This is a genomic window from Frankia sp. CeTa3Moorea (assembly GCF_978021225.1).
The window spans coordinates 1-11,409 of record NZ_CDXDOR010000037.1; the positions used below are offsets into that span (position 1 = coordinate 1).

Here is an 11,409-nt window from a genome sequence, read left to right on the forward strand (position 1 = left end):
GCCCCGAACCTCTCGCCCGTCCACCGCACCCGCCCGCCGACCCGCTCGAAGCCGGCCATCACGAGCGAGCGGGCGAGCTTGGCCTTGCGCACGGCCCCCGCCGGACTCGCCAGGGCGGACGACGCACTGATGAGCAGCTGGAAGCCGCGATCGCTGCCACGCCAGTGCTCACGCAGGATCGGCTCCCCGGCTCCGACAGCCAGCCGCCGGAAGGCGAACGCGATGACCGCGACGTCGTCGAGCTGACCCACCACCGGAATCGCGTTGGTCAGCCGGTTCTTCGGCGACACGAGGTACGCGAGCGCCGCGGCGGCCTCCACCTTCGCGGACTGCGGGACCCGCGGATCGGCGACGACCCGCCGCAGCAGCTGGACCAGATCGGGAAGGAACATCGTGACCTCCCGACCGAACGCTCGCATGGCGTCCCTGTCGAGCACGACCATCGCCGCTCCAGCCTCCTCCCGCGCGAATCGGGATTTCCCGCCGACCGTCGACATCTTAGTCCGCGTGGACAGAAGCGATCTTGTGCTCAGCGCGGCGGGTGGGCTCAGCGCGGCGGGTGGTCGAGGAACCCCCGGCCGGTCTTGCGTCCCAGGAACCCGGCCCGAACCAGCTGTTCGAGCAGGGGTGCCGGGGCGTAGCCGGGCTCGCGGAACTGCGCGTACAACGAGCGCGTGATCGCGAGCGTGACGTCGAGGCCGACCACGTCGGCGAGCGCGAAGGGGCCCAGCGGATGGCCGCAACCGACCGTCATCGCCGTGTCGACGTCCTCGATCGTCGCGTAGTGCGCCTGGAGCATCTTCACCGCGTCGTTGAGATAGGGGAACAGCAGCGCGTTGACGATGAACCCCGCCCGGTCGGCGCAGAGCACCGGATGCCGCCCGGCCGCTCGGGACAGCGCCAGGACCGTGGCTGTCACGTCGTCGCCGGTGAGCACCGTGGGCACCACCTCGATCAGCTTCATCGCCGGGGCCGGGTTGAACCAGTGCATACCGATGACGTCCTGCGGCCGGCTGGTGGCCGTGGCGCATTCGATGACCGGCAACGAGGACGTGGTAGTCGCCAGCACGGCGCCGGGCGCCGCGATCTTGTCCAGGTCGGCGAACAGCTCCCGCTTCACCGCCAAGTCCTCCACCACCGCCTCGAGCAGCAGGTCGCAGCGGCCGAGCTCACCCAGATCGGTCGTGCCGCGCACCCGAGCCAGGGCCGCCAGCCGGTCGGCGTCGGACAGCCGCCCCCTGGCCACCGACGCCGACAACGACGACTCGATCTTCACGAGGGTGGCGGCGAGGGTGCGCTCGCTCCGGGCCCGCAGGAGGACGTCGTGCCCGGACCGGGCCAGCACCTCCGCGATGCCGCCCGCCATCGTGCCGCTCCCCACGACGCCGACCGAGCGCACCGGGCGGCCCCGCCTCGGGCGGTCGGCGAGCGGATCGACCGCGTCGACCACCTCGGAGGAGTCCGGTGCCGCGTAGGTGTAGAAACCACGACCGGTCTTGCGGCCCAGCAGGCCCGCGCGCACGAGCTGGCTCAGCAGCGGTGCCGGAGCGTGCAGGTGGTCACGGGACTGCTGGTACATCGAGTTGAGGATCTCGTGGGCGGCGTCCAGACCGATCAGATCGAGCAGGGCGAGCGGGCCCATCGGATGCCCGCACCCGAGCCGCATGGCCGCGTCGATGTCCTCCCGGGCCGCGTACCGGGCCTCGAGCATGCGCACGGCGTTGTTGAGATACCCGAACAGCAGCGCATTGACGATGAAGCCCGCCCGGTCCTCCGCGACGACCGCGGTCTTCCCCACGTCGTTGACCAGGCCGATGACCCCGGCCAGCACGGTCGGGTCGGTGACGACCGTGCGCACGACCTCCACCAGGCGCATCACCGGCGCCGGATTGAACCAGTGGGTGCCGAGCACCCGTTCCGGGCGGGCGGTGCCCGCCGCGAGTTCCGTCACCGACAGGGAGCTGGTGTTCGTCAGGAAGACGGTGGTCGGGGGGCAGATCTCGTCGAGTCGGGCGAAAAGCGCCTGTTTGGCGCTCATCCGCTCGTCGATCGCCTCGATCACCAGCTCGCAGTCGGCGACCGCCGCGAGCTCGGTGCCGAGACGCAGGCGGGCCAGTACGGCCTCCCTGGTCGCGTCGTCGATCTTGCCGTGGCGGCCCGCGCGGTCGAGGGAGTGCTCGACCCGGGCCCTGCTGCGGGCGAGCGCGTCGGCGTCACGCGCGATGCCGACGACCTCCAGACCGGCCTTCGCCAGCACCTCGGCGATGCCCGCGCCCATGGTGCCGAGCCCCACCACCCCGACCCGGCGGTGTCTCACAGCGTCGTCCCGGCTGTTCTCCGGCTTTTTCTCCGGGTTCGCGGCCGGCCCGGTTCCCGATGCGGGCCTCTCAATCATGCCCAGGCTCCTCTACTTCGGCACATCTACTTCGGCACACGGGCCCCAGGCGACAGGTAGGCGTCGCGGGCCGGGCGGTGTCAGACGGCGAACGCCGCGATCCTCCCATATTCTCGAGACGCCGGCCCATGATCGCACTGCGGGAACGGACCGGCCGCCGGCCGGGGACGCCGGCCGGGCTGCCGGGCTGGCGGGCGGCCGTTGCAGGTTCGGCGGACCGGGCGGGTTCGGCGGAAGCGCTTTCAGAAAAGCGTCGGAATGGACGGTTCGAGGCCCCGCAGCTCGTCATAGTCGACGATGGCGCAGCCCAGCCCCCGGTCGGCCGCTAGCAGCCGCGCCTGCGGGGTGATGGACTGCGCCGCGAGAATGCCGCGCACGGGATGCGGCAACGCCGGGTCGGCCTCCAGGCGGACAAGGTACCGGGTCAGCTGCTCCACCCCGTCGATCTCACCCCTGCGTTTGATCTCGACGGCGACCGTTGAGCCGTCCGCGCCGCGGCACAGCAGGTCGACCGGCCCGATGCCGGTCTCGTACTCGCGGCGCACCAGGGTGAGTCCGGGCGCGATCGCGTCGGGCCGGTCGGCGAGCAGCACCTGCAGATGCGCCTCCACCCCGTCCTTGCGCAGACCGGGGTCGACGCCGAGGTCGTGCGTGGAATCGTGCAGCACCTGTTCGAGGGTGATGACGAGCTGCTCGGCCGCGCGGTTGGTGACCCGCCAGACCCCGTCCGCCTCGGCGATGACGCACGGGGGGCTCATCCAGTTGAGCGGCTTGTACGCCCGCCCGTCGGCATGGATCGAGACGGATCCGTCCGCCTTGACGAGTACCAACCGGACGGCGCTCGGCAGATGTGCGGTGAGCCGACCGACGTAGTCCACGCTGCAGCGAGCGATGACGAGCCGCATGACGTCACGCTATCGCGGCCGTTTCCGGCGCCCGGCGGCGGTGGGACCGCCGCGCACCCGGCGATCGCCTGACGATCGCCTGACGATCAGAGGTACGGACCGTCCGCCTCACTGTGACCGGGCCGCGCGGCGTCAATCCTGGTCGAGGGCACAGAGCGACCGTACGACGTCGAGGGTGCCCCGGACTGTCGAGGGTGCCCCGGAGACCATGGCGGTGCAGGTCACCCGGTGCAGGGCGGCGGGGAGACCTTCCACAGGGTGATCAGAGCGCGCGGAAGCACGTCACAGGCCCGCGGGCCGTTGCGGACAATCGTCCAGGGCCCAGCGCCGGTCCGCCGCCACACGTGCGGGTCGACCGGCGGCGTGGCCGGCCCCTGGACCTCGATGCGACCAATCGCCCAGTACTCGTCGTGCGCCGCGTCAACGCCCTCGACGGCGCCGAAGTACATCCCGTTCACGATCGTCACCTGCCGGGCGGAGATGGTGGAAGCGCCCCCGGCCGCCTTGATGGAGTCGGCGACCGTCCACGACAGCGCGAGCCGCAGGGCATCCGGATCAGGCTCGTCGAGGACCCGCATCTGATGGGCCGTGCCTGGTCGGCGCGCACCCTCCCACGGGGCGGTCCGCAACGCGGGGGTCAGCTCCGGGGCGGGCGAGGTGGCGGTCTGAGGCGCATGCACGGTGGCGGACTGCCGGTCCGCGGTCACGTAGCCGATGGCCACGCCGAGCAGGACCGCGACCACGAACGCCACCGGGACCAGGACCGACCGGTACTCGCGCACCCCGGCCAGCCCGGCCAGCCCGGCGGATCGCGCACTCCGATCGCCAACGGCATTCACCCGCGCGGGCACCTCCACGTCCTGCACGCCTCCGTCCGGCATCACACCCTGCCAAGAGCCGGGCCCGTCACCCGAAAGCAGTACCCGATCAGCAGGTACCCGGCAAGCATGCCGCATCGCGTGTCCGCCCGGCGCACGGGCGCGCCTGAGATGACGGTGCGCAGCCACCCTGGTTCGTTCCGCTCCGGGTGCCGTCCCAATCGGGACGGAGCCCTTCCTGACGAGCCTGGCGGGCGGTCGAACGGATGAGCCGCCCGGGCAGCCCGCTCAGGCGTGGCCGACGTGGACCAGGTCGGCGGCCTCCTCGAACCGCAGCAACCCACCCAGCCGGTCCGCCACGAGCAGGCGTTCAAGCGAGCTCGGCACATCGACCAGCACCATCGAACGGCCCGCGGCACGGGCTCGGCGAGCGCCGCCGAGCAGCACCCCCAGCGCGGCATGATCGCCGAGTTCCAGGCCCGCGACGTCGACGCGCAGCGGCCCGCTCCCATTGTCGATCGCCGCGTGCAGCAGGGAGCGTAGTGTCCCCACCGTCCGCACATCCACCCGGCCAACCACGCGGGCCGTCTGCGCGCAGCCGGCCCGCGTGTCCCCGGAGCACTCCAGACTCACCACGTTCACGCCGATGTTCATGTGATCTCCCGTCCCGGCCGTCCGACGCCCCCTCTGTCGTGACGCCGTTGCTACCAGCTATCCGCGCCGATCGCGGGTAGCACTCAGGTGCGGCTCGCCCAGGGCGGACCGCGACATACCCCCTCGTCTTCATCGGACTGTCGCCGTTCGGCCACAGGGAGGTCGGGCCGGTTACCTCGATGGTGGCAGCAGTCGGCGGGCGATGTTTCCTCTGTCGGATTCCGTGGAGGTGTCGAGGCCCGAATCCATGTCCGCCGCGAGGATGTCTGGGACGATGCAAGGTGGCGTCGAAGAGCGGCACGATCGGAGGTGCGGGATGACCGGAACGGCCGGGGCGTTTCTCCTCGAGCCACTGATCGCGCTGCTGGCCGTCGGCCTGCTGATGGCGATCGGGCGCTGGGCTCATGCTCCGGCACGGCCGCGGCCGGCCGGTTCCGTCCCCGGCCACGACTTCGGTCTGCTCGTCCCGGTGGTCACCGTGGACACCCCCGCCGAGATCACTCGGCTCCGCGCGGCGCTGTGGGCGCGGGGTATCCGCTCGACCTGGGCCACGGCACCGGCCGGTCCGATCCGCATCGACGCCGCCGGGAATATCATCGCCCGGCCGCGGGACCGCCGCCACGTACTCGTGTTCGGCACGGACGCGAACCGAGCCGCCCGTGCCCTCGTGAACCTGCTCGGCTCGCGCCAGTCGCCCACCTGACCCCGCCGGCCGGGCCGGCGGATCACGAGGCCGGTGGGATCAGGCCGACGCCAGCGGGATCAGGCCGAGACTGGTGAAATCAGGCTACAGCGCGGTCGGAGACCCGGCGGATGTTGGCGCCGAGGTCCGTCATGTTCTCGACAAACCGGGCGTATCCCCGGTCGATGTGGTGGACGTCGCCTACCTCGGTGACGCCGTCCGCAACCAGGCCGGCGAGCACGAGACCCGCGCCGGCCCGCACGTCGGAGGCCGTCACCCGGGTGCCGGACAGCCGCGCGGTCGGCCGGACGATGACGTGGTGGCCGTCCGTACGCAGGTCGGCGCCGAGTTTGTGCAGCTCGCGGCAGAAGACGAACCGGCTGTCGAAGACGTTCTCGGTGATCAGGGAGGTACCCCGGCTGACCGACTCCAACGCGATGATCTGCGGCAGCAGATCGGTCGGAAAGCCGGGGTACGGCAGCGTCACCACGTCGATCGACCGGGGTCGTCCCCGTCCGACGACCCGGAATCCGTCGTCCCGGACGTCGACCTCGGCACCGGCCTGCACCAACTTCTCCAGGACGATGCCGAGATGAGCGGCCTGACCGTGCCGGATCAGCACGTCGCCGCCGGTCATCAGGGCGCCGATGGCGTACGTGCCGGCAACGATGCGGTCCGGCACCGTCCGGTGTTCCACCGGGGTGAGGTGGTCGACCCCGTCGATGATCAGTGTCGACGATCCCGCGCCGTCGATGCGCCCGCCCATCGCCGTCAGCATCGCGCACAGGTCGGCGATCTCGGGTTCCTGGGCGGCATTGTCGATCACCGTCGTCCCCTTGGCGAGAACCCCGGCCATCAACAGGTTCTCGGTGGCGCCCACGCTGGGGAAGTCGAGCCAGATCGAGGCTCCCTGCAGCCGGCCGGAGCAGCGCGCGACGAGGACTCCGGACTCGACGTCGACCAGCGCACCGAGTTTGGTCAGGCCGTTGACATGAATGTCGAGCGCGCGCGATCCGATCGCGTCTCCACCGGGCAGGGCGACCCGCGCCTCCCCACGGCGGGCGACCAGCGGACCGAGCACCGCCACCGACGCCCTGATCTGCCGCACCAGTTCACCATCGGCCGCGATGCCCGGAGCCTGGGGAACCTCAATGCTCAGCCGCCCGCCGGCGGCGTCCCGCTCGACGGTCGCACCGAGCCCCGCCAGTACCTTGGACATCACCGACACGTCCAAGATGTCGGGAACGGCGGACAGCATCGTCCGGCCCGCGGCCAGCAGGCTCGCGGCCATCAGCTTCAACACCGAGTTCTTCGCGCCCGGGACGGCGACCTCGCCGGCCAGCCGGGTACCGCCTGTCACAACGAAGCGCTCCACGAACCTCGATGCTAGGTCCTGGCCTGAAGATCTTCACCGCCACCCGCCGGACCGACCGGCGCAACCCTGCGCGATCGCCTCATTCCGCTGCGTCGGACGGGAGGACTGACACCCCGTCGTGGGTGCGGATAAACGGCTCGAGCCGTCCAGCCACCGCGTCGGCCACCCGGATCGCGAAAGCCGGCACGAACCGCATACGGACCTCGTCGATCGACAACCAGCCGACCTCCGTCGCCTCCGCGGTGTCGGAAGCGATGACGCTGGTCGGATGGTGGCAGGGAAACACCATGGCAACCACGCCTAGGGGCATGTTGAGGTACACCCCGGTCAGGCGGACGGGTTCGACGACCGCACCCGTCTCCTCCTCGACCTCACGGCGCAGCCCGGCGTGCAGGGTCTCGCCGCGCTCGAGCACCCCACCCGGGATCTGCCAGGCGTCGGTGTCCCGGCGGCGGATGCACAGAATCAACCCGTTTTCGTTGAGTGTCACTCCGGCTACGCTCACCGAATGCATGTGCGAAACGTACCAATTGCCACGCGGAAGTCCAGGTGAACGGCGGCCTTTCTCAGCGGCTGGCGGAACTGCCCCCAGAGACCGACCCGGGGTTCGGCTCGGCCGCGCGGGCGTTGTTGATCGGGCCCGACGCGACCGACGAGGCCCGCACCGCGGCAGTCGAGAACCCCAATCTAGCGGAGCAGACGCGCTTCAACGCGTTCTACTGCCCGCAGGCTCGGGCCTGGCGCCGAAAGGACCATCGCCGCCATCGGGCCAACACCGATCGATACCAGGCCTGGTTCGGTCGGCATCCGATGTTCTTCTTCATGCAGGCCGAGTATTATGCCTCGCTCGACGGCGATCCGGCGAATCTCGACGCGGCGCTCACGTTCGCGCTCGAGGCGGTGGACCGGCTCGGCGGCGTGCCTGGCGTGCTGCATCTCGCCGCCGAAATTATCGCGGACCGCCACGAACGGGACCCCGACAACGATCCACGCCTACTGCTCGACGCTGAGCGGCACGTCCGGCAGGCCATCGCGCTCAGCGACGGGCATTATGCGCGCTATCATGCCACCCACGCGCGCATCGCGACCCTGCGAGGGGCGTTCGCGTCCGTGCGGGCCAGCATCGCCCGCGCGATCGAAGACGAGGACAGTACGGGCGCCGAATACGCGCTTCGCATCGGCGACTACCAGCTCATCCGGTCCAGGATCCAATACGCGCAGGAGGGTGAGCGGCTGGGCGCACGCCAAGAGGAGGCTTCCCGCGAGCTGCAGCAGATCCGGAGTCAGGTCCTGGAGATCATGGGGTTACTCGCGGCAGTGATCGCCTTCATCACCACCGCCGCGAACATCGCCGCGGGGCAGCCGGCCCGACCGGCCGCCGGCCTTCTCACGCTCGCTGGCGGCGTGACGTTGCTCGTCTTCTGGGGCTTTCACGTCCTGCTCGTGGGGACCGAACCGGCCCGGCGTCGGGTCGTCACGGCGGTCGTCGGGATGATACTCGTGGTGGCGGGGTTTCTCATGACGGAGTTCTCATGACCACAGAGCTCTCATGACCACGGTGGGGGCCGACGGGTGCGTGTACTGCAGTCCATCAGCCGGTCGGACAAGCTCCACAACGAGGACGCCGCCGGTTCCCGCGCCGATGGCCTGTGGGTGATCGACGGAGCGACGCCGCTGTACGACGATCCGACGATCAGCGGCCGGTCCTCGGCGGCCTGGCTGAGCGGCGCGGCCGACGCCTTCCTCGCCACGGTCCCCTGGCGGGATAGATCCCTGCCCGAGGTGGCGCGGGAGCTGATCGCACACGTCCGCGCCGAGGGACGGCGCCTGGGGCTCGCCGCGGGTCGGTTCCCGACCGCCACGATCGCCCTCGCCCGGCAACGGGGCCCGCTACTCGACCTGTACCTCCTCGGGGACAGCCCGGTTCTGCTCCGTTATCCCGGCGGGGAGGTGGTCGGTTTCACCGATCCCCAGTTCGATCGGGTCGAAGAGGCGCTGCTCGAACCGGTCCGCGCCGAGCTGGAACGCGGCATCGATGTCACGCAGGCCTACGGACGGGCACACACGATGACCCGCGAACACCGCCGGCAGCGCAACACCGCGGCCGGGTCCTGGATCCTCGGTGACGTCACCGCTGCCGCCGACCACGCGTTCGTCACCACCATGCCGGTGGAACCCGGCACGGAGCTGGTGGCGCTGTCCGACGGCTACGCCCGGGCCGTCCGTCCCTTCAGCCTGGTCGCCGACGACGCGGCCCTTGTCGACGTGCTCGCCCGCGGCGAACAGGCCATACTGTTGGAACGGCTGCGGGCGGCGGAACGGGCCGATCCGGACTGCTCGCGGTTCCCCCGGTTCGGGATGAGCGACGACGCGACCGCGCTCTACGCCCGGATCTGACAACCCGGGCCGCGCGGTCAACGACTGCCTAGAGTGGTCCCCATGGCAGTGCACCTGACTCGGATCTACACCCGCACCGGGGATGACGGTACGACGGCGCTGGGCGACATGTCGCGGGTGGCGAAGACCGATCCGCGGCTGGCTGCCTATGCCGACGTAGATGAGGCGAACGCCGCGATCGGCGTGGCACTCGCCCTCGGCGGGCTTCCCGACGAGCTGCGGGCGGTGCTCGGCCAGATCCAGAACGACCTCTTCGACGTCGGCGCGGATCTGTGCACCCCGGTCGACCCGGCGCCGGCCTACCCACCCCTGCGGATCACCGAGGCCTACGTGGAACGGCTCGAGGAGGCGTGCGACCGTTTCAACGCCGGCCTGCCGAAGCTGGCCTCCTTCATTCTTCCGGGAGGGACTCCCGGGGCGGCGCTGCTGCATGTCGCCCGCACGGTCGCCCGCCGGGCGGAACGGTCCATCTGGGCCCTCCTCGAGGCCGAGCCGGACCGCACCGGCCCGCTGCCGGCCCGCTATCTCAACCGACTGTCGGATCTGCTGTTCATCCTCGCCCGGGTGGCGAACCCTGAGGGGGACGTGCTCTGGCGCCCCGGGGCGCACGCCTGAGACCCGCTCAATACCCGAGGGTCGACAAGTCAGTCAACCAAATTGTAGACTGGCGATCATGAGTACCACGGTGCGCGTGAGTGACAGGACGCGGCAACGGGTCGCGGCCATGGCCGCGACCACCGGCCAGCAGATGCAGACGATCATCGACGAGGCCGTCGAGGCCTACGAGCGCGAGCTGTTCTGGCGCGGCTTCGAGGAGGGGTACGACCGCCTCGCGGCCGACCCGCTCGCCTGGGACGAGCTCGGTGCCGAGCGCTCCGCCGAGGCGGGGGCGCTGCGGGACGGCCTGGAGTGATCTCACCTCGCCGCGGCGAGGTATGGCTGGTCGACTTCGGTGAGCCGATCGGCCACGAGCAGGGGTTGTGTCGTCCGGCGGTGGTCGTGTCCGCCGACCGGCTCAACCGCAGCCGGGCCGGGCTGTCCATCGTCGTACCCGTCACCAGGACCCGCCGCGGGCTGCCCTCCCACGTCGAGCTCGCGCCCGGCGGCACCGGTCTGCGCGAGACAAGCTACGCAAAGGTCGAGGACGTGAAATCGGTGTCCCAGCAGCGCTTCGGTCGCCGGCTCGGCGTCGTGGGTCCCGATCATCTGCTGCGGATGACCGAGGCCCTGCAGTTTCTGTTAGGTAGGTAGAGCCTGTTAGGTAGGTAGAGCCTGTTGGGTGGGTAGAGCCTGTCGCGGACCTGTGACGTGACGCGAAAGGCGCGTCCCCCGATGCGGGGAACGCGCCCTTGGCCGCAGGAAACTCAGGTCAGCTTCGCGGTCTCGGCAAGGATGCTGACACCCTGGTGTGTCACCGAGATGAAGCCGCCGTCCACCGAGGCCGAGATCTCCCGGCCACCGGTCTTGACCCGGACCGTCCCGCCCGGCGCCAGCAGACCCAGCAGCGGCACATGGCCGGGCAGCACGCCGAGATCACCGTCGGTGGTCCGGGCGACGACCATGTCGGCGTCGCCGGACCACACCTCCTGCTCGGGCGAGACAATCGCCACCCGGATCGGCATTACAGGTTCTCCGCGTTCTTCTCCGCGTCCTCGATGCCACCGCACATGAAGAACGCCTGCTCCGGCAGGTGGTCGAAGTCGCCCTGGGTGAGCCGCTTGAACGAGTCGATCGTCTCGTCGAGCGGGACGAACTTGCCGGGGATGCCGGTGAACTGCTCGGCCACGAAGAACGGCTGCGACAGGAACCGCTGGATCCGCCGCGCCCGGTTGACGAGGATCTTGTCCTCTTCGGAGAGCTCATCGATACCGAGGATGGCGATGATGTCCTGCAGGTCCTTGTATCGCTGCAGAATCCGCTGCACCTCACGGGCCGTGTCGTAGTGCTCCTGCCCGAGATAGCGCGCGTCCAGGATCCGGGAGTTGGAGTCGAGCGGGCTCACCGCCGGGTAGATACCCAGGTCGGAGATGGCCCGGTCGAGCACGGTGGTGGCGTCGAGGTGGGTGAACGTCGTCGCCGGCGCCGGGTCGGTCAGGTCGTCCGCGGGCACGTAGATGGCCTGCAGCGAAGTGATCGAGTGGCCCCGGGTGGAGGTGATGCGCTCCTGGAGCACACCCATCTCG

15 protein-coding genes are annotated in these 11,409 nt (G+C 70.4%); 6 read left to right on the top strand and 9 right to left on the bottom strand.

Annotation, left to right across the window (positions count from 1 at the left end):
• The 5 genes from AC08OV_RS09240 to AC08OV_RS09260 all read right to left on the bottom strand — a co-directional run.
• Positions 1 to 443 (bottom strand): YkvA family protein (locus AC08OV_RS09240; RefSeq protein WP_476619546.1); only part of this gene is annotated, 443 nt, incomplete at its 3' end.
• Between the two features lie 104 nt (positions 444 to 547).
• Entirely contained in the window at positions 548 to 2,395 is a 1,848-nt protein-coding gene (locus AC08OV_RS09245) for a 3-hydroxyacyl-CoA dehydrogenase family protein (RefSeq protein ID WP_476612926.1), read from the bottom strand.
• Between the two features lie 242 nt (positions 2,396 to 2,637).
• Positions 2,638 to 3,300 (bottom strand): endonuclease NucS, encoded by a 663-nt coding sequence (gene nucS, locus AC08OV_RS09250; protein ID WP_462186814.1) that lies wholly within the window; start codon positions 3,298 to 3,300, stop codon positions 2,638 to 2,640.
• Between the two features lie 221 nt (positions 3,301 to 3,521).
• On the bottom strand, positions 3,522 to 4,181 hold the full coding sequence (locus AC08OV_RS09255; RefSeq protein WP_476604498.1) for a hypothetical protein: 660 nt from the start codon (positions 4,179 to 4,181) through the stop codon (positions 3,522 to 3,524).
• A gap of 225 nt (positions 4,182 to 4,406) precedes the next feature.
• Complete coding sequence (locus tag AC08OV_RS09260; RefSeq protein ID WP_476591854.1) at positions 4,407 to 4,772, bottom strand: STAS domain-containing protein; 366 nt, start codon at positions 4,770 to 4,772, stop codon at positions 4,407 to 4,409.
• 316 nt (positions 4,773 to 5,088) lie between these two features.
• Between AC08OV_RS09260 and AC08OV_RS09265 the strand changes: the two genes are divergently transcribed.
• Positions 5,089 to 5,475, top strand: a complete 387-nt coding sequence (locus AC08OV_RS09265; RefSeq protein WP_476612925.1) for a hypothetical protein — start codon at positions 5,089 to 5,091, stop codon at positions 5,473 to 5,475.
• A 79-nt stretch (positions 5,476 to 5,554) separates the two neighbouring features.
• On the opposite strand, the gene murA is transcribed toward AC08OV_RS09265, so the two are convergent.
• Positions 5,555 to 6,829, bottom strand: a complete 1,275-nt coding sequence (murA, locus tag AC08OV_RS09270) for a UDP-N-acetylglucosamine 1-carboxyvinyltransferase (RefSeq protein WP_476619547.1) — start codon at positions 6,827 to 6,829, stop codon at positions 5,555 to 5,557.
• Positions 6,830 to 6,908: 79 nt separating this feature from the next.
• Positions 6,909 to 7,343, bottom strand: coding sequence for an NUDIX hydrolase (locus AC08OV_RS09275; RefSeq protein ID WP_476612923.1), 435 nt, complete (start codon positions 7,341 to 7,343; stop codon positions 6,909 to 6,911).
• 35 nt (positions 7,344 to 7,378) lie between these two features.
• Here AC08OV_RS09275 and AC08OV_RS09280 point away from each other — a divergent pair, with 35 nt between their 5' ends.
• The 5 genes from AC08OV_RS09280 to AC08OV_RS09300 all read left to right on the top strand — a co-directional run bounded on the left by AC08OV_RS09280 (position 7,379) and on the right by AC08OV_RS09300 (position 10,477).
• Positions 7,379 to 8,365: a hypothetical protein gene (locus AC08OV_RS09280; protein WP_476612922.1), complete on the top strand. Its 987-nt coding sequence runs from the start codon at positions 7,379 to 7,381 to the stop codon at positions 8,363 to 8,365.
• A 36-nt stretch (positions 8,366 to 8,401) separates the two neighbouring features.
• Positions 8,402 to 9,226 (top strand): protein phosphatase 2C domain-containing protein, encoded by an 825-nt coding sequence (locus tag AC08OV_RS09285; RefSeq protein WP_476612921.1) that lies wholly within the window; start codon positions 8,402 to 8,404, stop codon positions 9,224 to 9,226.
• Positions 9,227 to 9,268: 42 nt separating this feature from the next.
• Positions 9,269 to 9,841 carry a cob(I)yrinic acid a,c-diamide adenosyltransferase gene (locus tag AC08OV_RS09290; protein WP_476612920.1) on the top strand — a complete coding sequence of 191 codons (573 nt, stop codon included), beginning with the start codon at positions 9,269 to 9,271 and terminating at the stop codon, positions 9,839 to 9,841.
• Between the two features lie 76 nt (positions 9,842 to 9,917).
• Positions 9,918 to 10,139, top strand: a complete 222-nt coding sequence (locus AC08OV_RS09295; RefSeq protein ID WP_462186820.1) for a hypothetical protein — start codon at positions 9,918 to 9,920, stop codon at positions 10,137 to 10,139.
• The gene (locus tag AC08OV_RS09300; RefSeq protein WP_476612919.1) at positions 10,136 to 10,477 is read left to right on the top strand and encodes a type II toxin-antitoxin system PemK/MazF family toxin; all 342 of its coding nucleotides are present in this window, start codon (positions 10,136 to 10,138) and stop codon (positions 10,475 to 10,477) included. Before AC08OV_RS09295 ends, AC08OV_RS09300 begins: the two co-directional genes overlap by 4 nt.
• Before the next feature lie 113 nt (positions 10,478 to 10,590).
• Here AC08OV_RS09300 and AC08OV_RS09305 read toward each other — a convergent pair whose 3' ends face one another.
• Together AC08OV_RS09305 and AC08OV_RS09310 are read right to left on the bottom strand one after the other, a co-directional pair.
• Positions 10,591 to 10,848 carry a F0F1 ATP synthase subunit epsilon gene (locus AC08OV_RS09305; RefSeq protein ID WP_011438082.1) on the bottom strand — a complete coding sequence of 86 codons (258 nt, stop codon included), beginning with the start codon at positions 10,846 to 10,848 and terminating at the stop codon, positions 10,591 to 10,593.
• On the bottom strand, positions 10,848 to 11,409 hold a 562-nt coding region (locus AC08OV_RS09310), incomplete at its 5' end, for an ATP synthase beta subunit C-terminal domain-containing protein (RefSeq protein ID WP_476619548.1). The genes AC08OV_RS09305 and AC08OV_RS09310, both read right to left, overlap by 1 nt.